Consider the following 24,963-nt stretch of genomic DNA (forward strand, 5'->3'; position numbering starts at 1 on the left):
TTAGTAAATTTCTTGGATAATCATTAAATTGAAACGCGTTTAGGGAGTGCAGCGTGAAATCATTTGTAGCAACTGTGCTTGTGGCACTGTTATTTATTCTGGCGTTGATTTTTGGCGCGCGCAACGAACAAGTGGTGACCATCAGCTATTTTGTCGCACAGGGTGAATATCGTTTACCTGTTGTCTTAGCGATTGTCTTTTTTGCTGGTTTTATTTTGAGTTGGTTATTTGCTAGCTACTATATTGTTCGCTTGAAATTAAGTTTAGCGGCAACTAAAAAGAAACTAAATCAAGTGATCGCTAAAATCCCTCAGGATGTAGACGCCTAATATGCTTGAGATCCTCTTTCTGTTGCTTCCCATTGCTGCCGCCTATGGTTGGTATATGGGGCGACGGAGCATAAGGCAGAATCAAAGTAATCAACGTAAACAATTGAGCCGGGATTATTTTACTGGTCTCAATTTCTTACTGTCGAACGAATCGGATAAAGCCGTCGATTTGTTTATCAGTATGCTAGATGTTGACGATGAAACCATCGATACCCATCTGTCACTCGGTTCGCTGTTCCGTAAGCGAGGCGAGGTCGACCGCTCTATTCGTATCCATCAAAATTTAATCGCGCGGCCTACATTAACCAATGAGCAGCGTGACATCGCTATGATGGAGCTGGGTAAAGATTATCTAGCAGCAGGTTTTTACGACAGAGCTGAAGAAATCTTTATCAACTTGGTCAGCCAAGACGATCACAGTGAAGAATCTGAAACACAGCTTATTGCTATTTATCAAGTGATTAAAGAGTGGCAAAAAGCGATTGATATCACTAAGCGTTTGAGTCGTAAACGTCAGCAAGTTTTAAAGCCGTTAACGGCGCATTTCTATTGCCAGTTAGCCGATGAAGCCAGTGATGACACGCAGAAAATTAAACTGCTACAGCAAGCGCTGAAGCAAGATCCCCAATGCGGTCGTGCATTATTAACCCTAGCGAAAAAATTCCTCGATATTCAAGATTATGCCCAGTGTAAGCAAATGCTGCTGCAACTGAAAAAAGCCGATATCGAGCTTTTTGCCGATGCAATTCCAACGGCCAAACAAGTTTATCGCGACACTCAAGATAAAGAAGGTTTTCAAGAATTACTCGCGGGCGCCATGGCCGATGGCGCTGGAGCTTCTGTGGTGGTCGCCTTAGCGCAGCACATGATAAGTCTTGATGAGATTAAAGCGGCAGAGAGCATGGTACTCGATGCGTTATATCGCCATCCGACCATGAAAGGTTTTCAACACTTGATGCAGATGCATTTGCGCCAAGCCGAAGAAGGGCAAGCTAAGCAAAGTTTAACTATGCTAGAGCAGCTCGTTGAACAACAAATTAAATTCCGTCCGAGTTACCGTTGTAAGGAGTGTGGTTTTCCTTCCCATGCGCTTTACTGGCATTGTCCTTCCTGTAAAAACTGGGGCAGCATTAAACGGATCCGAGGCCTAGACGGCGAATAATCTATTAAAAGAATACACAGTTTGTGTAACCCCGTTGGAGAGATGATGACGACTAAACCTATCCTCGTAGCGCTTGATTACGATAATAAAAACCATGCTTTACAACTGATAGAAAAACTCGATCCCAACATGTGCCGCCTTAAAGTCGGCAAAGAAATGTTTACCTTGTTTGGCCCGCAACTGGTGAAAGATATCCATGATCGTGGTTTTGATTTATTCCTTGATTTGAAATTTCACGATATTCCCAATACTGTCGCCAAAGCCGTGGCCGCAGCCGCAGAGCTGGGCGTATGGATGACGAACGTACATGCCAGCGGTGGCTTAGCCATGATGGAAGCGGCTAAAAAAGCATTACTGCCATACGGCGATAAAGCGCCTATACTGATCGCGGTCACGGTATTAACCTCGATGAGTGATGACGATCTTAAATTACTCGGCATCAATGTTCCTGCGTTTGAGCATGTGCAACGTTTGGCGAAGCTCACGCAGCAAGCGGGACTCGATGGCGTGGTGTGTTCCGCGCAAGAAGCGACAGCGTTAAAATCGCTGTTAGGTCAGAATTTCAAGCTCGTGACGCCGGGGATCCGCCCAGTTGGCAGTGATGCTGGCGATCAACACCGCGTGATGACGCCACCTCAAGCGATTGCCGCCGGTTCAGATTACCTAGTGATTGGCCGCCCGATCACCAAAGCTGCCGATCCGTTAGCAGCATTGCAAGCGATTCACCAATCATTGGCATAGACGCCACACTAGCCGTCTAAAGCGCGGTTTGAAAGCCGTTTGACCGTTGTTTAAATAAAAAAGCTTGAAATCGCTCGTTGGTATCCTTGAGATGATGGATAAAAATTGAAATAGTATCTTGAATGACAACATAAAATAATTAATCACACCCTGAGTACATATCTCACTGTTCACGGAGAACGCCCATGTTTAATGCTACGATGTTTAACTATCAAGGTAAGAATGTTGTCGTTGTTGGTGGTACCAGTGGGATAAATCTCGCGATTGCCATTGCGTTCGCACAGGCTGGCGCAAATGTGGCCGTTGCGAGCCGCAGTCAAGATAAAATCGATGCCGCGGTATTGCAGTTGCAACAGGCCAATCCTGACGGTATTCATTTGGGGGTGAGTTTTGATGTGCGCGATCTTAGCGCCCTTGAAGTCGGTTTTGATAAAATCGCTTCTGAGTTTGGTTTTATCGATGTGCTGGTAAGCGGCGCGGCGGGGAATTTCCCTGCCAGCGCCGCAAAGCTTTCGGCCAATGGTTTTAAGTCGGTGATGGACATTGATTTGCTCGGCAGTTTTCAAGTGTTAAAGCAGGCTTATCCTTTGCTGCGTCGCCCCAATGGCAATATTATCCAGATTTCGGCGCCGCAGGCTTCGATCGCTATGCCAATGCAAGTGCATGTGTGTGCGGCTAAAGCGGGTGTGGATATGCTGACGCGAACTTTAGCGTTAGAGTGGGGCTGTGAGGGGCTGAGAATTAATTCGATTATGCCTGGCCCAATCGCCAATACTGAAGGTTTTAATCGCCTTGCACCCAGCGCCGCATTACAGCAAAAGGTTGCCCAATCCGTTCCGCTAAAACGCAACGGCGCAGGTCAGGATATCGCCAATGCCGCGCTATTCTTAGGCTCTGAATTAGCTTCCTATATTACGGGAGTTGTGCTGCCGGTTGATGGCGGTTGGTCACTTGGCGGCGCCAGTATAGCGATGACAGAGCTTGGCGAACTGGCCGCAAAAATGTAGTTTGGTTTTAGATTATTGATATTCAAAATCGAGAACTTTGATTTTATAGAAATTAAGTAGGTAATGATCCATGGCTAATGCATTACAAGAGCAGCTACTCAAAGCAGGGCTTGCCAGTAAACAAAAGGTTCGCGACGTTAAGACTCAAAAACGCCGTGACAAAAAATCACGAGTTGATGATGGCTCAAGTGCTTTTAAGCAAGAAGTGGCCGAACAAAAACGGTTGCAGGCGCAAAAAGATAAAGCGCTAAATGAGCAACGTTTTGCTGAGGCATCAGAGCGTGGACAAGTGCGCGGTTTAATCACTGAGTTCACTAAGTCTGCGATTAAGATCCCAGCTTATGCTGAAGTGAAATTTAACTATACTCTTGATAATAAAATCTATTCTTTGTACATAGATGAAAAATTGCAGGCAGAATTGCTTAAAGGGCAGTTAGGCATAGTGCGTTACGAAGATAAGAGTTACTTAGTACCACATAAGTTAGCTGAACGAGTGAAACTGCTGGTGCCGCAGTGGTGTGGTTATCTATGGCAACAGGATGAATCTAAAGCTGTGGTCGTTGAAGATGATCCCTATGCAGATTACGCAATTCCTGATGATTTAATGTGGTAATTGCCACAAGCCTGTGAGCTAACGCTGCGACAATCCTGTGGTAAAGCTTATAGAATAGAGACCCTTAAGTTCAAGCTTAAGGGTTTTTTTATGGGTTGAATTTATACTTTGCTCACGTACCTCCATATTATTCGCGGCTGTATTTGTAATGAGATTGTTTTCTACAGTGAACTGGTATAAATTAAAACAACTGTTTTAATTCTACGTTTAAGAGTCTACCAATGAATCCTTACCAAGCCCCATTGACGGATATGCGTTTCCTACTGGAACAGGTATTTGATGCTCCAAACACTTGGGCACAATTGCCTGAGATTGCAGAAATGGTCGATATCGACACGGCTAATGCCATTTTGGAAGAAGCAGCCAAGATCAGTTGTGAGTTGATCCATCCGCTGAACCGGACGGGCGATGAGCAGGGCGTGTTGCATCAAGACAATCAAGTGATTACCCCTGATGGCTACAAAGCCGTTTATGAGCAGTATTCCCAGGGCGGTTGGATTGGTTTGTGTGGCGATCCTGAATTTGGTGGCATGGGGATGCCGAAGATGCTGGGGATCTTAGTCGACGAAATGGCTTACAGTGCTTGTAATGCGTTTACGCTTTATGGCTCGTTAACCGCGGGAGCGGCTTTATGTATCAATGCCCACGGCAGCGAAGAATTGAAACAAGCTTATTTGCCTAAGTTATATTCCGGCGAATGGGCGGGTGCTATGGATATGACGGAGCCGCAAGCGGGTTCTGATCTGCGTAATATTCGCACTCGAGCTTTACCGCAGGATGATGGTAGTTATGCCATCACGGGCAGCAAGATTTTTATCACGGGTGGCGATCATGATTTAACTGAAAACGTCATCCACTTAGTGCTTGCCAAGCTACCGGATAGCAAAGGGATTTCACTCTTCCTTGTACCTAAAATATCGGTAAATACCGATGGCAGCTTAGCCAATGCCAATGGTGTATCAGTGGGGTCTATCGAGCATAAGATGGGCCTTAAAGGTTCTGCGACTTGTGTGATGAATTTTGATAATGCCCAAGGTTTCTTGATTGGCGAGCCTAATCGCGGCCTCGTATGCATGTTCACTATGATGAACTATGAGCGTTTAGCGATTGGTATTCAAGGACTTGGCAGTGCGCAGGCGGCGTACCAGATGGCGGCCGATTACGCTAAAGAGCGTAATCAAGGCATCGCCGCTGGCGGCTCACCGACGGGCAGTGATTCTGATCCCATTATTGTCCATGGCGATGTGCGCCGTATGTTGTTGACCATTCGTGCGATGACAGAAGCGGGCCGTGCTTTGTCTGTGTTTACAGGACAACAGCTGGATTTAGCAAAATATGCCCAAGATGAGGTTAAGGCTAAAGCGGCGCGTTATGTGGGTTTATTAACGCCAGTGGCGAAAGCATTTTTAACCGATCGGGGTCTAGATGCGACTATCATGGCGCAACAAGTCTTTGGTGGACATGGTTATATTCGTGAAACAGGTATTGAGCAATTAGTCCGTGATACCCGTATCGCTCAGATTTATGAAGGTACCAATGGCATTCAAGCCATTGATTTCCTAGGTCGTAAAGTCACTGGCGATAACTTAGCCGCATTAAACGAATTTGTGGCAGACTTGAAGGCACAAATGCGGGCATTCACCCATGTTGATGCGGTGAAAGTGGCGGCAGTATGCGCACGTTTAGATGCATTAGTTATAGTCGCCGAGTCAGTTAATGATCGCAAAGTGGCTCAGCCTGCACTTATTAATGCGTGTGCGGTCGACTTTTTAGATGCCTTTGGTTACACCCTGTATGGTTTCTACTGGTTGGCTATGGTTGATAAGGTTGCGGATCATGAAGATAAAGCTTTCGCCGAGCAGAAAGTCTATTTGTCTAAGTTCTATTTTGATAAGTTATTGCCAAAAGCGGATTACCATATCGCTCAAGTCAGAGCTGGTGATGCGACGACTATGGCGATGCCTGCGGAGTTGTTTTAACAAGGCTTCGGTATATTCGTTTAGATAAAAACTTAAAAAGCACTGATGACTCAGTGCTTTTTTGTGCAAGTTTTTTACTCTGTAGCAGTTAATTAATGACTCTAGTGAGCCGCAGTATTCACAGTCGCAGTGGTTGATGACGGTTGCAGCACTGAAATCAATTGTTTAAGAAACTCGGCATTGAATGAGGGTTTATGTTGATTTTTCAATTCAGAACTCATGCCATTCTCAAGGATTACAAACAGGGTATCGTTATGCTGGGGCAAACGGATAAAGCCCGCTAAGTTAGACACGCCTTGCATCGAGCCTGTTTTAGCGAAAATTTGCTGTTTAAGCGGCGGCTTGTTGTAGCCCATACGATATCTTAAGGTGCCGCTGATCCCCGCCTGTGGCAGACTCGTGATTAACGGACTAAAGCGGCTATCTTGGTGGATTAGCGCCAACACCGCGGCTAACTGCTTGGCATTGAGCAAGTTATAGCGTGACAATCCTGAACCATCCACAATATTGGCGTTACTCAAATCTATGCCTAAATTCGTTAAAATTCGCTGCATGGCAGCGGCACCATTGGTAAAGCTGCCTTGGGTTTTAAAATAACTTTTACCAAGTTGCTTAAAAAGACTATCGGCAATCAAATTATCTGACTTGAGCAGCATAGTCTCGAGCAGCTCAGGTAAGGGCGCCGAGCTATGGCTGGCAATTAGTTTTGCCTTTTGGGGTAAGCTAGTGCCGAGTTGTACTTTACCCGCAAGAGACATCTCGCCTTTAAGTAGGGAGGTGAGGTTATCTTGGGCAAATTTGAACGGATCGCTGATCGCAATCGCCAGTGGTATCGCCTCACCGCCAGGGTAACAGCCGCGTAAATGGTAGTTATTTTGACCTAATCTGACCATATCAAGTTGGCAAAATTCGCGGCTCGCCTTTTGATCAAACACCGCATCGCTGCTGATTTTGACCCCATAACTTCCTGCACGCAGACTTACCTGTGAAGGTTTGCTGGTAGAGCTGGGGCTAAACTGACCATAGACACAGTTTTGATTGATAATATAGCTAGATACAGGCGCGGCAAAACAAATACCTAAGTCATCCCATACCCAACCAGGACCTTGCAATTGTTCCTGTTTATCGCCGAGCAAATACAGATGTCCATCAATGCGATTAATGCCTTGTTTTACGAGATTGGCAAAAATGGCCTTGAGATCGGCTTGAGTTAGCGTGGGATCGCCACTAAAACGCAGATAAGCACTGCCTGCGATATGGCCCTTGCGTATCGGTGCATCTGTCCATAATTCCGTGACATAACGAAAATCAGGCCCAAGCTGAGCCACAGCACTGACTGCCGTGAGCAGCTTTTGGGTACTGGCTGGAATAAACAAGGTCTCAGCTTGTTGGCTATAGATTACTTGATTGTTCGACATATCCATTGCCAGTAAGGCGATTTGTGAATGTCGAGGGCTGATCTTGCTGATTGCTTGGCTAAGCGAAGTGGTTTGAGCACTTATCGGCCTAGAATCATGTTGCTCTGCATAGGCCATATTATGACTTGCGGTTAGGAGCAGGCCGGCATATAGAGTGGTTTTCAGTAACGTTTCCATGTTAGCTATTGGCCATTTTTATCAAAACATCATTAAGATTAGGTTGGTATTGTGTGTGGTTAATCCTCACTGCTGCCGTCATCCTTTTCCATCAAGCGATATAAACGTAGGGTAACAAACAATACCAGCCCAATAAACAACGGCAGGATGAGTAACCCTAACTGGGTTTTAAAATGGAAAATACCCCAAGCAAACAGCAATGTCAGTGCTAACGTCAGCAGAATTTTTTTGTTCATAGTCTTAATCTTGTATCGTGTGGTCTAATCGCAAATAGGCGGTTTAGTTTACGCTAAATCACTGGATTCGGGGTGAATGAAATGGGTTTGAAGATTATTTTGTGATTTGGCAGACATTTTGGGTGCAGTTCAGTGAAATTTGGACTGATTTGTAGCGTTAAGAATCACCCTATTTAGGGGCAACATTATTGTGTGGACGGGCAAATAATGCCGAAAATATCCGTCGTAAAATGCGATTTCAAGCAAGGGTAAATGAAGATGATTTTTAGGTAAATTGGTGCACTGAAGTGGAATAAAATCGCGTGAGGTCAAATTACCAGCAAAACCGTTAGGTTTAACAAGACTTTTGGGAGAAAAGTCTTGCCGAGACGAGGTGAAGTCGGTAATTTCTACCCCTTACGATTTTAGGTTCTTAGGTAACAACTAAACCATGCCACATATTAGTATGCGCGGCTTACCACAAGCGGTCGTTGCAGCGTTCAGCCAAACATTACTGCAGTCATTGGCGGATATATGTAAAGGTAATGCAGAGAGTTTCACATTAGATTGGATCCCAAGCATCAGTTTTCGAAATGGAAAAATTGATCAACGCTTTGTCCAAGTTGAGTTACTCTGGTTCCCTAAGGACCCTGATATACATCTTAAAGTAGAACAAACGATCAGGTTGGCAGTGACAGAGGCCTATCCAGAGTTAACACATATTGCTGTGATGTTTTTATCACTGAACCCCAGTGCTTCCTATCGGGGTGGTCAGCATGTTTAAAGGAGGATGCCTTGCTAGATAAGCTTGGTGGAATAGCCGTTCAACCCGAGGCTTTAACGTGGTTGCTCACGCCATGCCGTTTCAAGGCAGAATTACTCGCTCGTATTGTGAGCGCCAAGCACAGTATTTATATTGCGGCGCTGTATTTAGAAGATGACGAAGCGGGTCGTGAGATATTACAAACCCTCATGGATGCCAAAGCAGCAAATCCAACGCTTGATATCAAAGTGTTAGTCGATTTTCACCGTGCGAGACGTGGCTTGATTGGCCATAAAGGTGATAGCGGTAACTATTTGATGTACCGTAGAGTTATGGCTGAAGCCGAACATCCCATCGATATCTTAGGTGTACCCGTCAAATCCCGTGAATTTATGGGTGTGTTGCACCTTAAGGGATTTATTATCGATGATGCCGTGATTTATAGCGGTGCCAGTCTCAATAATATCTATTTGCAACAACACGATAAGTACCGTTTCGATCGTTATCACTTGATTGAGTCTGCCGAATTAGCGCGCAGTATGCGCGCGATGATCCAGAAAAATATTATTTCTGATCCAGCTGTGTGTTCATTAACGCAAGATGCTGAGCAAGAAGTGCTACCACCAAAGACGGATATGCGTAGCTTTAAGCTGAGACTGTCTGACGCTGAGTATCAGTTTAAGGAAACCCGTGATGGCAATCGCATCACGCCGTTACTTGGGCTAGGACGTAAGAAAAACTTGCTCAATAAAGTGGTTGTCGCCTTGGTGGAAGAGTCAAAAGACTCGCTGTTTATTTGCACACCCTATTTCAATCCGCCGTACATTTTAGTGCGCGCTTTAGCTAAGCATTTACGCAATGGCAAACGCATCGATATCGTTGTGGGCGACAAGACGGCTAACGATTTTTATATTCCGCCTGAGCAGGATTTCTCGACCATAGGTGCCTTGCCCTATATGTATGAGCAATCATTGCGTAAGTTCGCTAAACGCCAACAGTGGGCGATTGATAATGGTCAGTTGAATATCCATCTGTGGAAACACGGCATCAACAGTTATCACCTCAAAGGCATCAGTGCCGACGGTAATAAGCATTTGATCACAGGTTCTAATCTGAATCCAAGAGCTTGGGCGCTGGATCTTGAGAATGGTTTGTTGATCCAAGATGAAATTGGCTGCTGGAAAGTCCAGTTTGAAGCCGAGCAGGCGCATATTCTTGAACACACACAGCGGTTATATCACTATAGCCAAGTGGATACCTTACAGAGCTATCCTGCGCCAGTGAAGAAGATCATGACTAGAATTCGTCGCCTTAAAGCTGATTTTTTACTGCGTCGCATTTTGTAACGATTAAAGCTATCGAAGCTATAAATTAATCGGTATTTTTGATTTATTACAGTGTCTTATCGATTTTAAAAGCCCACAACAATGTGGGCTTTTTATTGACTGATGGTAATAGATTTGGCTTAAACCAAGAATTGTCGCTTCAAATCATATCCATTAAATCTGTGGCATTAAATTCTGGTGAGTATCATTTTGATCTTTGGCGTAATAAAGAGACAGAATCACTAAAACCACCATTACAGCACTTAATAAACCTATGCTCAACTGGCCGCCCATAGGCACTAAAGACATAGTTAATGCGGCAAGTCCGGCACCAAAATTTTGTAATCCCCCCAGTAATGCGCCCGCAATCCCCGCCTGACGTGGAAATGGCTCTAACGCAGCAGATGTTAGGGTAGGGAACAGCATGCCTGCGCCACTGAAGAATAAAATTGATCCAATAAGTAAACTCCAGCCAACCACTAAATTAAAAAGACCTGGGATCAACATAAATAATGCGCCAGCACCGAGTAACGCAACACCTTGGTAAACAACCCTTTGTGGCTTATTCTGTCGGCCCGCGATGAGAGCCCCCAGTAAGTAGCCAGGAATTGGCGCAACAAAATAACAACTGACCATAAAAGGTGTCAGTCCGAGATATTGGCCATAGAGTACGCCAGCAATTGCTTCAAACGCCGCAATACCGGCAAAGGTTGCGATCAATGAAAATAAATAAGCGCGAAACGCTCTATGGCGCAGGACATGCTTATAGGATTTGAAAACGGCTTGATGTTCCCGTTGCGCCTTAGGTAAAGACTCTTTAAAGAGGAATATTAACAACAGCCAGACCGCGACACCGAATCCCGCTAATACCCAGTATACGGCTTGCCAGCCAAAATAGGCCGCAGTGGCGCTGCCGATAAATGGGGCAAGCAAAGGTAAAAACACTACAGCCATAGAGACATAGCTATTAAATTTTACCAGTCGGTCACCAAAGTAGTGATCGCGGGGAATGCTACGACACAATGCGCCTGCGCTGGCGGTGCCTAATCCTTGGATAAGGCTTGCCATAATCAGTTGGTTAAAGCTTGTGGCCTTAGCCGCGAATACAGCGCCTAGAACGAAAATAGCGATACCCACGACGAGTGGCATTTTGCGGCCAACGCGATCTGACACTGGGCCATACACAAATTGAAACATCCCGTAGGAGAGTAAGTAACATGCCATCACGGCTTGTAGTTGGCTGGCGTCCACATGGAGCCCGAGTGCGATTTGTGGAAGGGCAGGTACAAAAATCGTCTGCGCCATTTGGCCACAGGCGACCATAAAGACAATCATTAACAGTAAGCTAGACTGACTCGCCGCTGGAGCGACATCGTGATGAATAGGAGAATGTGGCGTGCCTGACATGATATTTCCGAAAAAGGTCACTTAAGGTATTTGCGCGCATCTTACTCCCTAAAAGCGTAACTTCAAGTGTCAATCATGTTGATTTAACGAAATAATTTTTAATGTGATGCATAAGTTTTTATCCTGATTTTAAGCTGTAAAGCTAAACTTACGATAGGTTATTGGCCTGTTAATTAGGTCGATGAATTGCAAATGAATTAACGTAAGGATTAACCCTGCGGTGCATTTTTTCTTACAAGCCGTCATGAGAAAAGGGAGATTGCAAGGAAGCTGTGAGTTAGCAGCAAGGTGTCAGCCATAAATCAGTAGCGACAAGAATATTGTTAAGAAAAAGGAGATAGCACCAATATACTTATCTCCTCCATTCTAGCGCATGGCTATTTTTGCAATTTTTCGATCCCAGTTAAAATCTGATACCCCACAGTGACCCTTGGTGGAACGGGGTAGTTTTTATTACTCAGCAGTACAATGCCGAGTTTTTTTGCAGGAATAAATGCTGCATAAGCGGCAAAACCGCCAGTAGAACCTGTTTTATTGATCCACACATTTTGCTGCGGCGCGAGAGGCGGCACTATGGGTTTAACTGGTGTACTGCCAAACACGACTTCCTGAGTATGGCCCATAAGTATTTTATCAAGATCAATAGGATATGAGTAATGCTCCCAAATCATATCTTGGGTCATCATGCCCACATCAAAGTATCCCGTGTGGGTCTCATCGAGTGCCGTTTGCAGTGGTTTGGCAATCGGGTGCATTTGCATATTGGCCTCAACAAATTGCAGTAAATCCTTTGCTGAGGTTTTAACGCCATAGGCTTCATCGGCTAATACACCGGGATTGACCCGCACTGGCATGTCTTGCTTATCGTAGCCTTGGGCATAATCGGCCATTTTGTTGCTCGGAACGTTAATGTAGCTGCTTGTCATACCCAATTGTGGAAATAGTGTTTGCTCAAGTGCTTGTGGAAAAGTTTTTCCTAAACTCTGCGCGGCAATCATACCGAGCAGCCCAATACTCGGATTGGCGTAATTCCTATGGGTCCCCGCGGCAAATGATGGTTGCCAATGCTTAAGGTAATCCATTAACTCTGCGTTATTAGTGACCTTATCAGGAACTTGCATCGGCAAATCACCCGCTGTGTGGGTGGCTAAATTGATGAGACTAATCTTATCAAAATGGCTGCCTTTTAATGCTGGAACATAATCACTGGCCATATCCGTGAGTGTTAATTTACCTTCGCCCTGTGCATAGTTAGCCAGTGTTGCGGTAAAGGTTTTACTGATAGAGCCAATCTCGAACAGGGTATCTTCAGTCACACTTTGCCCAGAGGTTTTAGAACTGACGCCATATTGGTAAAAATACTGTTTACCTTCTATGGTGATGCCAATTACTGCACCGGGAATAGCATACTCGGCCATCAGTGGTTTAACTGCGGAATCTACAATTGACTGGATGTCTTTGGTATTAAGCGTTTGGGCCGTAGTGACATTAGAAAATAGCGTAGCAGAGAGCAGTACGCCGCTTAATAACGGTATAGAAGCGATCGGGGCTTTTGGGTGCATAATTGACCTTTCATTGAGACTGTATTTGTAGAGTAGATTTTCGCATGATATTAGGGCAATTCCACACGAAGTTAAGTCATTACTGATATTTAGCTTAAATACTCCCCCAATAAGTAAGTTAAACGTTAATTTAGTCGGTTTAGTGTTGCACGCTATTGCATACTAAGTGGTAACACAGATTAATACATTACAGTTGTTTTAAGAGATAATTGCTCTGTGCTCTTAAATTATCTCACTGGCGTTAGGCTGCATATGAAACCATCAACCACTGACACCGGCCTTTTATCACGATAATGTATTACGCGATTGCACCATTGATGGCCAAGGGATAAACTGCGCCACCGCGATAAAAAAGTGCTAAATGATGTGGTCGCGATCCTTAATAAGTTTGATAGAGAATTGGTTTTTATGGCTTTAGCCCCCCATGCAGTGCACCATTTATATCAGTACCGTAAGTCTATTTCGACTAAACCCTTTGGTGCCCGCGGTAAAAAACTGATCCGCTGTCCATTATGCCTCTTAGGTGAGCAGTTCTGTACCTGTGCGCTACGCCGTCAGTTAGATACTCACGCCAGTTTTCTGCTGATTATGTATAACGATGAGGTGTTAAAGCCGACTAATAGCGGACGACTCATAGCGGATCTTATTCCTGATACTCACGCCTATATTTGGTCACGTACAGAACCTGAAGCTGAGTTGCTTGCTTTGCTTAATTCGCCGCAATATCAACCCTATTTAGTGTTTCCTGCCCAGTATGCAGAGCAAGGGCAAACCGTACTGAACCAAGTGCCGATGTCGACATTGGCCGAAGGCAAACGGCCGCTGCTTGTTCTGCTTGATGGCAGTTGGCGTGAAGCGATTAAAATGTTCCGTAAGAGCCCTTACTTACACTCGCTGCCGTTGCTTTCCTTCGATCCCGACACGCTCGCGACCTATGCATTGCGTAAAGGTAGTCATGATTTTCAACTTGGCACCGCCGAGGTGGCATCATTGGCTTTAGGAGCGATTGGCGAAGCGGCTAATGGCAAAGCCTTAAGTACTTGGTTTGATTTGTTTGTTGAATCTTCCTTACTTGGCCGCAATCGCCGTTGCCGTGAGGACCTTCTGCCAATTACAGATTTTACCGATGCTTTTGAACTGGCCTTTGAACAAGCAAGTCGTAGTAAGAGTTAATAGATGTTGGATTTAATCTATTATGAAAAAGGCTAGTTAACTATCTTCTTAAATAACAAATCCCCTACAGTGAGGGGATTTGTTATGTGTAGCAATTAACTTATAGGAACTTCATATTAAGAAGATACCTTGCACAAGCATAATTGTTTATACCGCGACTTCTTTACCATCTAACTTACGGATAACGACCGTAGCGGCGCGAGGGCGTAATGTCGTGCCCGCAGGCGTTTTTTCAGCGGCATTGGACGAATAAGGCCAATTACCGGGATGCTGAATGTTAGCAAAAACAGAAGTATAATCAGGGCTAATAGCAAAACCCGTAACCTCACAGTCGTTTGGTCCAACGAAGAAACGCTTTAATTCCATTTGGTTATCAGCCGTTACACCTAGCTGTTTCTCTTGGTCATCAACAAGCGTTGAAGGCACTATCGCTAGCATCTGATCGTTGGTTTCTTCTGCGACCTCCTTGGCTCCATTGTCGGTTTGAACCCACAAAATACCGCGTTGATCGAAGGCTAAACCGTCTGGGCTGGCAAATTGGTTAAGATCCGTTAAGCCTGATAAGTTTGTCTCTGCGTTACCATCACTTGGTGATCCGAATACGAAGATATCCCATGTAAATTCAGTATCTTTGTCATTTTCATCCCAACGAATAATATGGCCAAAGTGGTTTTTCAATCTTGGGTTCGCTGGATTGGTTTCAGTTCGTTTTGAGTTGTTGGTCAGGGTCAAATAAATTGAACCAGTGAAAGGATCGACAGCACACCATTCAGGGCGATCCATAGGTGTTGCACCAACAAGATCCGCTGCGCCTGCGGTGTTCAAAATAATCTCGGCTAAGCTAGCGAAAGTATTGCCTAGGGTTTTTCCGTCCGTAGTCTGGCTATCTAAGGTTAAAGGCAACCAAACACCACCATTTGCATTAAACTTAGCTGCATATAAAGTACCTTCATTCATATACTTATCGCCAGTTTGTATGCGATTGCTGCTGTCAGCATCTTTTGCATCCCACGCCGCGGCCGAGACAAATTTATATAAGTATTCGAATTGTGAATCGTGACCAGAATAGAATACTACTGGCTTACCTTCAGTTAATTTGCCAAAGGTACATCCTTCATGGCGGAAACGACCAAGCGCGGTACGCTTTACTGCGCGCGATGTTGGATTGAAAGGGTCAATTTCAACAATATAACCGTGACCATTCGCTTCATTACGATAGTCATCTTGAGCACTTGCACCTTTTGGCGTGACGTCAAAACGTGCGAATTCATCGAGACGTTCCTCATCATGACCTGCAAGATCATCCCAGCCATAACGTGTGCTGGTTTTGCTGATCCCAATGCGATTTTGCTCGGCAGTTAACGTACCACGGTTTGCGAAATAGCCTGGCCAGTTTTCTTCACAGGTCAAATAAGTGCCCCAAGGTGTGTAACCATTGCCGCAGTTATTTAATGTACCGCGAGCCTGACTACCGTCGGGAGAATAGCGGGTTTCGAGTAGAGAAGAGTAGGCGAGAGGACCGCTAATATCCATCACAGTTGCACCGGTAAATCGGCGGTTATGGCTATCATTACTCACGACTTCCCATTGATTATTAATCAGTTTTATACGTACAACCGATACGCCATGGGCGTTGATTTCTTTACGTACCTCATCGATAATTGTGCGCAAACCTGAAGTAGGATCAAAAGTTTGTCCTGCAGGATGTAATGCAACTTCATCAATGTATTCATGGTTAATGCAAAGTAAACCGTCATTACCCGAATCATTTAATGGAAAGAAATGCATGCCATCATGGTGCATACCGACTGAGTTCGCTTGGTCATCGGCAGTGTTACTACCATCACTTTTCCATGGTGCTGCTTTTGCATTTAATGGCGTGCCCCATGGTGCAAGTACCTGCGCTGTATAGCCTTCTGGCACAACGACGGCATCTAAACGAGAACCCGCAACTGACGTAAAGTTTAGCTTGGCGGTACTTTTTGTCGGTGGTAAAGGTGTCACTGGATCAACAGGTTTTGTAACGGGTGTGTCATCTGATCCGCAAGCAGTTAAGCCTACACTGGCAAAAGCTGTCATAGCACTGAGGCCTAAACCACTTTTGACGAAGTTACGGCGAGATAAATGTTTATCCAACACTTGGTTAAATGGCTCGTTATTACTTTTATTATAAAGTGTAGGATCAAAGGTGGCCTTACTCATATATTACTCCGGCTAGTACGATGGATTAAATTTCGTGACTAAGGCTAAAGTATCAATATGACAATAAAGATGATTTTATATTACAATAATACTGCAGTGAGCAATAAACCCGATATGCTATGAAAATGTTAACCAGCAGTTTGCTATGCATCTAAGATGCTGAGGTCAAAGTACCTCAATTAGAATTTTTATTCTGCTATAATGTCAAATCTTGTATCCAAGATAAAAATATATAATGTGAAATTATTGCTTTAATTATTTTCAAATTAAAATTTGGAAATAATTTTAATATAAATTACTGAATATCATTTTTATTCATAAACATGATAGGTTTATTATAGCGTTATAATTGCTATTTTATTTTAGGTAAAAGACTAACTGATTCTTACCGAGTCATGATCTAGTTTAGTCTCTTGGTTTTAAATAATGGCGAAGTGAGCGCGGATCGGTATGGCCAGTTCTGGCCATAATGTATAAATGATCTTTATTATTTTCATGGAGTTGAGTGACACAACCACTGCGCAAACTGTGGGCACCATAAAACTTTGCAGGTAGGCCCGCTTTTGTGCAATATTTTTTAATGATGCGATAAATATCATCCCCCGTGAGAAAACCACTATTTTTATGTAAACTTGAATTAGCTTCAGAATGATGTTCTACTATTTGATAAGGGCGTAAATATTTCCCATCACGGGAAAGCGATCTAAATAAATGCCCATCCTCTATATTGGCTAGTGATAACCAATTTTTTACCGCGTTGAGTGCTGCAAAAGGTTCATGATCCGGCAGGTCTTTCCATTCCCGTTGACCTTGCTGATTGCTCTTCGAATAAGGTAGGCGCACTTTTAGCTTATTGCGTAAAAAACTGACATATTGAACTTTTATATCTGCAAGTTCAGAACGGCGAAACCCACCTTGTAATCCTAACTGAATAATGGCTTTGTCTCTTGCTCGGGTTAATGGCTGCACTTGTTCATCGATAGCTTGAATGAGCATTTCCACTTCATCATACATAATCGGTTGTTGATCATAATCACTCACATGGCGAGATTGATTTCTACTTAAACCGCGCATCACTCTGATCACCAGAGGGTGCTCGGTAGGTGAGTGGAATCCCGCTTGAATATGGTGGTAGCGAATCGCCGCGAGTCGAGTCGTTAATGTCTGTTTAGAAAGTTGTACTCCAGTACTCTCTTGGATCAATTCTTTCTGATAACCAATAAATGAAATCACGCTACGGGGATCTGCGGGCAGAGCCTGCAGTTGGTGTTCGGCACAATAACGGCTAAATAGACTAAAGCTCGTATTATAAACACGGCGGGTGTTGGCTGAAATTTCATATTCAGTTTCTTCGGCAGCACTTAAATAATCACTTCGAACAGATTGTGGCAGGAAAGTCTCTTCAAAAAAACGTGGCTGTTCAGCACGGTTATTATTGTGATGATCTGATCTAGTCACTCTTTCATTCGATACATTGGTGTTATTTTGAGCATTACTATTTGTCCGGATCATTTTAGACATGCCGTTGAAGTCACCTGATATCGAATTAAGAAGGCGTAATTATACGCAAATCACGCCTACATCTACCAGTGATAATCGTCATTATCACTGGTAGAGTGCTTATTTGTTTAAATAATCCTCTTTTATCAGAGGAGGGGGCATTAAATAACATTTAGCTGGATTATTTAGTTTAAAAAACAGCCAAGATAAACCTATTCTAACAATGGCGATTAATTAAGCGGATATAAAATTAAAGGCAATGATAGTATGAAATTCGTACTTTCTCTATGCAGTGGTTTCGAACTTAGTTAGTCACAGATGCATAATTTTAAAGAATGGTTTAACCATTTTATTGGTTTTCTTGAATGGAATGCCGCTAAACTAGGCTTGAGTGTTGGGTGAAATTTAAGCTAATAACGACAACCGCTTATCGGGTTCTTAGCCTGTTATGAGTTGAGCTATTTCTGCCAAAGGCAAAATGAAGCATAAGGGATCGATTCCCAGTCAATAAAATGGTTGAACCATATATTAATACTTGTCGATTTGTACTAGCATATGAGGTCCCATTTATTTCATCCGCATTAAACGCATGCTTAACTAAAGAAACGTATTTATGGAACCGCAAGCTTGGATATATCAACAAGACAAACCGACAGCAGGAAGAAAATTATTATTGCTTGAGGAAGCAGAATTAATTTTTGCCTTACCCTTAATTTATCGCCTTATCAATCCTGAAGCTGTGGCATCTAAACCAGATTGGTTTTGTGACGCTGAGTTACAAACGGTTTCCTATACTAAGTTGGTAACACAACTAAATGAATTAGTCCGATTACGCAAAAAGGCACAGCGGATCGACAACGAGCTTACTAATGTAAACAAAATGCTCAATCAGTATTTTACTGATTTTGGCTGGCGTATGGTTCGCAAAGAATTATCTCAAATAAAAAAACGGCAAAAAAAGTCTCATATTGAGCTAAGCAGGGATATTATTTTGAGGTTAAAACGTTATATGGAAACTCAAAAGTTAGACAGTTTTGACCAAGCCATTGATACCCTATTGTCAGAGCATAATGAAAATATTTCGCTTAATGTTTTACAACATACTGATGAGGATGTTGTAGACGACATTGTTGATGAATAGAAAAAAAAACGCGGATCTATATTTTGAAGAATATGATTTTAAAGTTGTTTTATTGCCTAAAATGGATTATCTAATAAGGGTAAGTTAGCCGTGACTTATCTGTGCAGACACGTAAAATTACTGTTAAGATCTTATGTTTACGACTAGATAACGTGGGGCATTAGAGATGAGTTTAAGTATTGCAAACGATAGGAAAATTGCGGTTTTATGCCGAATTGAACCTGGCTGTCTCGGACCTGATGGCGTAGATCATATTGAGGCTTTTTGTGCTTTAGCCCAGAAAGCGATGCAACATTTTGACGTCGATGTCGGCACTTGGGTGTTGATCCCAAGATATGATAAAACCTTAGAAGAGATGCAATATAGTCTTGCAAATAAGCTGCTTTCGCGTGAGCAGGCAACTAAATATTTAGTTTCTATAGGGCGTGACATTGATGGTTTTGAAGAAAGATTTCAGGACAAACTGACGTCGCTGATCAATCTATATCTTGCTAGAAAACCTTAAATGCTCAATTTATCGGAGATGTATTTTTTGCTGAGATTCATCTGACGTCTTGTTTTTTCATAGGAGATATCGGATCGAATTTTTACAAATCGGTTTTATTTTCATATTTAATTGCTGACTAAAAAAGTAAATTAATTATATATTAATCATCGTGTTGCAATGAAATCTGCACCTATAATTACGCTCCTGATGAGCAGTTAAGTTGGCTTGAAAACTCAGTTGTTGCTAATTAACTCCGTAAAGTACGTCAAAATTTGCTAGACTAGTCGACTCACTTAATGCTGAATCTTTTTCTTGCGGTATGCCCGAATTTTGTGGGTGGTAAGGATAAGTGTAAAGGACGGTTGATGTTCAATCCCATTCCGGAAACCAATCCATACGTTAGTTTATTGCAGCAGGATTTCGGGTTTTCTGAATTTCGCCCTGGTCAAGCGCAAACGATAACACAACTTTTAGCAGGGAAGTCGAGTTTAGCGATTTTCCCGACAGGTTCTGGTAAATCCCTTTGTTATCAATTTACAGCATTGCAGTTACCCCATTTGAGTTTAGTGATTTCGCCTTTACTCGCCTTGATGAAAGATCAGCTGGAATTTTTGCAATCTAAGGGAATTCATGCGGCCAGCATAGATTCAACCTTAAGCGCCGAGCAGAGTCAGCAAGTGATGACAGATGCGCGCTCTGGCAAATTGAAAATTTTAATGGTCTCGGTGGAACGTTTCAAAAATGAACGCTTTAGGCAGTTTATTCAATCTGTTCCGCTGTCTATGCTGGTCGTCGATGAGGCGCATTGTATTTCAGAATGGGGTCACAATTTTCGGCCTGATTATCTTAAATTACCCGATTATCGGCGCGAGCTTGAGATCCCGCTGGTACTGTTACTGACGGCCACTGCGACACGTAAAGTGAAACTGGATATGGCCAAGCGCTTCGATATCGCGCCCGAACACATAGTACAAACGGGATTTTATCGACCCAATTTAGATTTGACAGTTCTGCCCGTGTCGATGCAAGAGAAAAATGCCTTACTGGTTAACCAGATAACATCATTCTCAGGTGCTGGTATTGTGTATGTGACGTTACAGCAAACCGCCGAAACGGTAGCACGACTCTTGTGCCAACAAGGCATAGTCGCCAGTGCCTATCATGCTGGATTTGAAGATGAAAAACGTCAACAAATTCAAAATGATTTTATGCAGAATAAGCTGCAAGTGGTGGTTGCTACCATCGCCTTTGGTATGGGAATCGATAAGAGCAATATCCGTTTTGTGATCCACTATGATTTGCCTAAATCCATTGAAAACTACAGTCAAGAAATCGGCAGAGCAGGGCGTGATGGTGCATTATCTCATTGTGTGACTTTAGCCAATCTTGACGGACTCAATACCGTTGAAAATTTTGTGTATGGCGATACGCCTGAGCGGGAAGGTATAGCGCAAGTCATTGAAGCTATTCGACTTGAACAAGATTCTGCTCAGTGGGAATGTCAGCTTAATGGCGTGTCGACGGCGAGTAATATTCGCCAGTTGCCGTTAAAAACGTTACTTGTGCAGCTAGAAATTCTAGGTGTGGTTAAGCCGTTATTTGCTTACTACGCCGATGTTAATTACAAATTTTTAGTGGACAAACACGCCATTCTGAGCCGCTTTAATCCAGAGCGGCAGGCCTTTTTGACGCAAATTTTTAATCATACGCAGATGAAGAAAATATGGGGCGCGTTAGATTTTGATGCCTTGTACAGTGTGACGGGCCATGAACGCAGTCGTGTATTGGCCGCGCTGGAATATTTAGCAGAACATCAGTTAATTGAATTAGAAACCAAACGAATTACCGATGTGTATCGGGTGGATGTTGCCGCATTAGCGCGTCCGGAACTCATCGATGAGTTGTACCATTATTTTATTGATAAAGAGCAGAAAGAAATTGCGCGAATAGCGCAGTTAGTCCGCTTTTTTGAGCTTGAGACGTGCTTAAGCCACAATTTATCCCGTTATTTTGATGATAATGAGACACCGGCGGTCTGCGGTCATTGCAGTGTCTGCCGCGGTCATTTCGCTAAGTTGAGTTATTCGACGGAACCGACTTGGCCGACAGATCAGCAGATGTTGGCTGATTTGCGTGAGTTGAAGCACCATTTAACGGCCAAAGGCATTGATGCTTTATCACTTGATACCTATTGTCGTTGCCTCGCTGGCATGTCAGTGCCTTTGGTGAGTCGTTTTCAAATGCGTAAGTTGAGTGGTTTCGGCCGCTGTGAAAAATTGAGATATGCTGAAATTAAACAGAAAGTTGAGTCACTGTTGTCGCAACTAGATGATAAAAGAGTTGAACATGAATAAGGCCGTAAAAAAGATGTTAGCCACCCATGAACATTTGGTTCACTCTGAAGGTGTGACTGTGGTTTCGCATATGCAAAGGGAAAAAGCGGAGTGGATACAACATACTGTTATGATTGAAGATTGTGACGTGCCATTTAAATTTAGACGGGTTAAAAAGTATCGTAATCTGCAAGGGCAAAAGATCAACGTCATCTATTACCCAGAGACAGAAACTGTGGCAGGTTTTGAAATAGAAATTATGCAAGTTGTTAGAATCAAACGATTCTAGTTAATGCGCTTCGAGTCTTTGCTTTTATCAATCAGCAAAGACTCGAAGCGCATTTGATTGATGACGCAAGAGTTAAATTCGGCTATTTACTTGGAATATTGATAGGTTGAATCTACTTTCCAAGTTCTGAAACGCAGTTCAGCGCCTTCTGGTAGATAAAACACCTTAGGCAAGCGACTGTCATATCGCATTTTTAGTTCACCCGGAATACGTACAAAAGCTTCTTTCTTCGCCAATTCGAAACAGGCCATCATAGTGCTTGGGCCTTCAGCGATTTCATCCACTTGATAGTAGTTATAACCCCAACCTTGCACTGTCAGTTCCTTCAATTCCCCGTTTAATCCATGCTTATTGCAATCAACCATTTGAGTCTGACCAATTTGGATTTCGACCATGTAGTCATCTTCGTTTTCTAATTTAGGTAAACTTAAAATGTGCTGCACCATACCAGCTGCCGGAGCAGGGAACATCTTAGTGGCTTCCTGTGCGCTGTAATCTTTTGGATCGAAACGTTGAATACTGATCATAGGCGCATTTAACCCTGTTGGATGTGGTGGGCTCACCGCCGCGGCATTGAATGACAATAGTGCAAATGCAAGGTGAACAGTGCTAACGCTAAATAAGGTCTTCAATTTCATTTTGTTTCTCCTAATCGAACTGAATTGATGTCGATAAATTTGTCTGTGTTCTGCTCCCTATAAACGCAGCAGAGGTAAAAAAGGGTTAAATTATTCAATAAAAAATCGATTTTTTATTCAAATAATTCTTTATCAATCTGAATAATAAGGGTTAATTACACTTTCCAATGACTTATTTTGTTAAGTTCGCAGCTATTTCAATTCTTTGCGGTGGCTGTTTTATGACTCATATCATGCGAAAAATATACGAAATAGCCTAGATAAAAACCTTAAAACTTGGATTTCAACTTGCACTGAAAAGCCACCGCTGTGTCTGTCTGTAACTGCATAAGGCTGTAATAAAGCCAATCTAACTCAGCTATGTGAGCTGTTTTTACTCATAAATCAAGCGCTAATCCATTAAACCTTGCCTGATATCCTTTGCCTAGTCTAGCTGCCTATCTTAATTCACATATCAGTGTCTCGACTGATGGCAGGAGAGCAGATGCATTATGGGGATTCAAATACACGTTTAAAAGTTTGAAAACAGTATATCTTGATAAATAGTTAATTTGATCTTCATATATTTTGATTTTCAAACTATAATTCAAGCGACGAGTTTTTCACCATTAATAGCGATAGAAATGGAACAGGGGCCATACAATGAAATCAATGACAGCCGAGCAAGCGACAGGGCATCAAGCTACTACGGGAAGCCGCCAAGGGCACTCACTCGCCCAGTGGCAGCACGCCCATGAGTTTTCCAGTCAGAACCGCGATGGCGAGAAGAACACTCGCTATGTACTGTATTTAACCGTGATCACTATGGTGGCTGAAATTGCTGCCGGAACCATCTACGGTTCTATGGCACTGCTCGCCGACGGTTGGCACATGGGAACCCATGCCGCGGCCTTTATGATCACGCTATTCGCCTATTCGTATGCCCGTAAACACGCTAACGATCCTGCATTTGCTTTCGGTACTGGCAAAGTGAGTGTGCTTGGCGGTTATACCAGCGCAATAGCGCTAGGACTTGTGGCACTGGTGATGTTGATTGAATCGGGAATGCGACTGATTAACCCTGAGCAAATCCATTTTAACGAAGCCATATTTGTGGCTGTTATAGGTTTGAGCGTGAATGTGCTGAGTGTATTTTTACTCAAAGATCACCATACCCACGACCATGGGCACACTCATGGTCATAGTCACGATCATGGACATCAAGATGATCATGAAGACGAGCATGCTCATCACAGCTGCGAAGCACACTCCTCCCATGACGATCACGTCCATACGGCTCATTCACATGGTGCGGGTCCACATACACATGATGACTCACATGCACACGATGAAAGTCATCAAGATCATAGCCATTGCCATCATAAACAGGAGCACCATGTTGCTCAGCATGAGCATGAGAGTCAGAAGGCACACGGTGGTCATGATCACAACCTACGCGCCGCCTATTTTCACGTATTAGCCGATGCGTTAACGTCAGTGCTCGCCATTGCGGCCTTGTTGTTTGGTAAATACATGGGACTGACTTGGCTCGATCCGGTTATGGGTATCGTGGGTGCTGTAATTATTAGCCGTTGGTCATGGGGACTCATTCAGCAAACGAGCCCTATCTTACTTGACGGTGGTGTTAAAGCGTCATTGCAGCGTAAGGTCGTGGAAACTCTTGAGGCCGTACCGGATCATCAAGTGGCCGATTTACATCTTTGGCGAGTGAGTGCCGATCACCATGCTATTATGGTGTCTATCGTGTCCCATTCACCGAAAGATGTCAGTTATTTTAATCAGTTACTGTCACAATTTCCTGAATTGGCTCATATTACTATTGAACTCCATACTTGTCGTCAGCGCGAGTGTATGGCTAAGGAAGCCTAAATGACTGTTGAACATCATCATTCATCAAACCTGAATTCAACGACTGCTCATTCAACGGCCGCACATTCAACAGATCATGCATTAAATCATGTGATTATTGAATTTTACGAAAAGCTGTCGTCTTGGGAACACGCCATTGTACGTGACAAAGGTTTTAGCCTATCGCAGGTGCACACCATTGAGTTACTCGGCGTGCACGGCGCTATGAGGATGAAAGAACTGGCGGATAAAATTGGTGTCACAACAGGCACACTAACGGTTCAAATCGACAAAATGGTTGAAGCTGAGTGGGTTGTACGTCGTCCCCATGAAACCGATCGTCGTTCAATTCTGGTGGAGTTAACCGAAAAGGGCCAAACTTTGTTCCTCGAACATGATGCATTACATCTACAACTCACCACAGATCTCACCGCTAAAATGAGCAGTGAGGAACGAATCGTACTGCTCAATTTGTTGTCTCGTATGAATAACGAGTTTTAATTTACCCTATTTCATCCACTAAAAAGCGTCCCTCGTGGACGCTTTTTTATAGCATGACATTTTTAAAAACGCGATTCATTCTAGATTAATCATCAGCTATTACAGTACCTTACCTTTTGTTACATTCTTGTTGGATTAATAGTTGAACTGGAT

Annotated in this window: 22 protein-coding genes; 15 read left to right on the forward strand and 7 right to left on the reverse strand. The window is 43.4% G+C overall.

Annotation, left to right across the window (positions count from 1 at the left end; genetic code table 11):
* Positions 1-53 precede the first annotated feature (53 nt).
* From HGO26_RS18550 to HGO26_RS18575, 6 genes are all read left to right on the forward strand, one after another.
* Positions 54-329 (forward strand): LapA family protein, encoded by a 276-nt coding sequence (locus HGO26_RS18550; RefSeq protein WP_028759876.1) that lies wholly within the window; start codon positions 54-56, stop codon positions 327-329.
* A 1-nt stretch (position 330) separates the two neighbouring features.
* Positions 331-1,491, forward strand: coding sequence for a lipopolysaccharide assembly protein LapB (gene lapB / locus HGO26_RS18555; RefSeq protein WP_168827071.1), 1,161 nt, complete (start codon positions 331-333; stop codon positions 1,489-1,491).
* Positions 1,492-1,536: 45 nt separating this feature from the next.
* Positions 1,537-2,232 carry an orotidine-5'-phosphate decarboxylase gene (gene pyrF / locus HGO26_RS18560; protein ID WP_168827073.1) on the forward strand — a complete coding sequence of 232 codons (696 nt, stop codon included), beginning with the start codon at positions 1,537-1,539 and terminating at the stop codon, positions 2,230-2,232.
* Between the two features lie 185 nt (positions 2,233-2,417).
* The gene (locus HGO26_RS18565) at positions 2,418-3,239 is read left to right on the forward strand and encodes an SDR family oxidoreductase (protein WP_028759878.1); all 822 of its coding nucleotides are present in this window, start codon (positions 2,418-2,420) and stop codon (positions 3,237-3,239) included.
* 70 nt (positions 3,240-3,309) lie between these two features.
* Complete coding sequence (locus HGO26_RS18570; RefSeq protein ID WP_028759879.1) at positions 3,310-3,852, forward strand: DUF2058 domain-containing protein; 543 nt, start codon at positions 3,310-3,312, stop codon at positions 3,850-3,852.
* Positions 3,853-4,073: 221 nt separating this feature from the next.
* The gene (locus tag HGO26_RS18575) at positions 4,074-5,831 is read left to right on the forward strand and encodes an acyl-CoA dehydrogenase family protein (RefSeq protein WP_168827074.1); all 1,758 of its coding nucleotides are present in this window, start codon (positions 4,074-4,076) and stop codon (positions 5,829-5,831) included.
* 101 nt (positions 5,832-5,932) lie between these two features.
* Here the strand turns inward: HGO26_RS18575 and dacB are convergent, their stop codons facing one another.
* Both dacB and HGO26_RS18585 read right to left on the reverse strand, forming a co-directional pair.
* Positions 5,933-7,426, reverse strand: a complete 1,494-nt coding sequence (dacB, locus tag HGO26_RS18580) for a D-alanyl-D-alanine carboxypeptidase/D-alanyl-D-alanine endopeptidase (RefSeq protein WP_168827075.1) — start codon at positions 7,424-7,426, stop codon at positions 5,933-5,935.
* 59 nt (positions 7,427-7,485) lie between these two features.
* Entirely contained in the window at positions 7,486-7,662 is a 177-nt protein-coding gene (locus HGO26_RS18585; protein ID WP_006081710.1) for a hypothetical protein, read from the reverse strand.
* Positions 7,663-8,092: 430 nt separating this feature from the next.
* Here HGO26_RS18585 and HGO26_RS18590 point away from each other — a divergent pair, with 430 nt between their 5' ends.
* Positions 8,093-8,425: a DUF1904 domain-containing protein gene (locus HGO26_RS18590; protein ID WP_028759882.1), complete on the forward strand. Its 333-nt coding sequence runs from the start codon at positions 8,093-8,095 to the stop codon at positions 8,423-8,425.
* A gap of 11 nt (positions 8,426-8,436) precedes the next feature.
* On the forward strand, positions 8,437-9,750 hold the full coding sequence (gene pssA / locus HGO26_RS18595; RefSeq protein ID WP_168827076.1) for a CDP-diacylglycerol--serine O-phosphatidyltransferase: 1,314 nt from the start codon (positions 8,437-8,439) through the stop codon (positions 9,748-9,750).
* Positions 9,751-9,903: 153 nt separating this feature from the next.
* Here the strand turns inward: pssA and emrD are convergent, their stop codons facing one another.
* Complete coding sequence (emrD, locus tag HGO26_RS18600; RefSeq protein ID WP_168827077.1) at positions 9,904-11,136, reverse strand: multidrug efflux MFS transporter EmrD; 1,233 nt, start codon at positions 11,134-11,136, stop codon at positions 9,904-9,906.
* A gap of 377 nt (positions 11,137-11,513) precedes the next feature.
* Complete coding sequence (gene ampC, locus HGO26_RS18605) at positions 11,514-12,698, reverse strand: class C beta-lactamase (protein WP_168827078.1); 1,185 nt, start codon at positions 12,696-12,698, stop codon at positions 11,514-11,516.
* Positions 12,699-13,106: 408 nt separating this feature from the next.
* Here ampC and HGO26_RS18610 point away from each other — a divergent pair, with 408 nt between their 5' ends.
* The gene (locus HGO26_RS18610) at positions 13,107-13,871 is read left to right on the forward strand and encodes a tRNA-uridine aminocarboxypropyltransferase (RefSeq protein WP_028759886.1); all 765 of its coding nucleotides are present in this window, start codon (positions 13,107-13,109) and stop codon (positions 13,869-13,871) included.
* 147 nt (positions 13,872-14,018) lie between these two features.
* On the opposite strand, the gene HGO26_RS18615 is transcribed toward HGO26_RS18610, so the two are convergent.
* Together HGO26_RS18615 and HGO26_RS18620 are read right to left on the reverse strand one after the other, a co-directional pair.
* Positions 14,019-16,073, reverse strand: a complete 2,055-nt coding sequence (locus HGO26_RS18615) for a PhoX family protein (protein WP_168827079.1) — start codon at positions 16,071-16,073, stop codon at positions 14,019-14,021.
* Between the two features lie 405 nt (positions 16,074-16,478).
* Positions 16,479-17,594, reverse strand: coding sequence for a tyrosine-type recombinase/integrase (locus tag HGO26_RS18620; protein WP_168827081.1), 1,116 nt, complete (start codon positions 17,592-17,594; stop codon positions 16,479-16,481).
* A 592-nt stretch (positions 17,595-18,186) separates the two neighbouring features.
* Here HGO26_RS18620 and HGO26_RS18625 point away from each other — a divergent pair.
* From HGO26_RS18625 to HGO26_RS18640, 4 genes are all read left to right on the forward strand, one after another.
* Positions 18,187-18,714 carry a hypothetical protein gene (locus HGO26_RS18625; RefSeq protein WP_105252540.1) on the forward strand — a complete coding sequence of 176 codons (528 nt, stop codon included), beginning with the start codon at positions 18,187-18,189 and terminating at the stop codon, positions 18,712-18,714.
* Positions 18,715-18,880: 166 nt separating this feature from the next.
* Positions 18,881-19,219: a hypothetical protein gene (locus HGO26_RS18630; protein WP_105252539.1), complete on the forward strand. Its 339-nt coding sequence runs from the start codon at positions 18,881-18,883 to the stop codon at positions 19,217-19,219.
* A gap of 347 nt (positions 19,220-19,566) precedes the next feature.
* Positions 19,567-21,555: a RecQ family ATP-dependent DNA helicase gene (locus HGO26_RS18635; protein ID WP_168827083.1), complete on the forward strand. Its 1,989-nt coding sequence runs from the start codon at positions 19,567-19,569 to the stop codon at positions 21,553-21,555.
* A complete protein-coding gene (locus HGO26_RS18640; protein ID WP_028759892.1) occupies positions 21,548-21,823 on the forward strand; it encodes a hypothetical protein in 276 nt (91 codons plus the stop codon). The genes HGO26_RS18635 and HGO26_RS18640 overlap by 8 nt, the downstream gene beginning before the upstream one ends.
* Before the next feature lie 86 nt (positions 21,824-21,909).
* Here the strand turns inward: HGO26_RS18640 and eco are convergent, their stop codons facing one another.
* Positions 21,910-22,461 carry a serine protease inhibitor ecotin gene (gene eco / locus HGO26_RS18645; protein WP_168827086.1) on the reverse strand — a complete coding sequence of 184 codons (552 nt, stop codon included), beginning with the start codon at positions 22,459-22,461 and terminating at the stop codon, positions 21,910-21,912.
* A 642-nt stretch (positions 22,462-23,103) separates the two neighbouring features.
* Between eco and HGO26_RS18650 the strand changes: the two genes are divergently transcribed.
* On the forward strand, positions 23,104-24,330 hold the full coding sequence (locus tag HGO26_RS18650) for a cation diffusion facilitator family transporter (RefSeq protein WP_168827088.1): 1,227 nt from the start codon (positions 23,104-23,106) through the stop codon (positions 24,328-24,330).
* Entirely contained in the window at positions 24,331-24,810 is a 480-nt protein-coding gene (locus HGO26_RS18655) for a MarR family winged helix-turn-helix transcriptional regulator (protein WP_028759894.1), read from the forward strand.
* The last annotated feature ends 153 nt before the right edge of the window (positions 24,811-24,963 follow it).

The organism is Shewanella oncorhynchi (assembly GCF_012584455.1).
Taxonomy (GTDB): domain Bacteria; phylum Pseudomonadota; class Gammaproteobacteria; order Enterobacterales; family Shewanellaceae; genus Shewanella; species Shewanella oncorhynchi.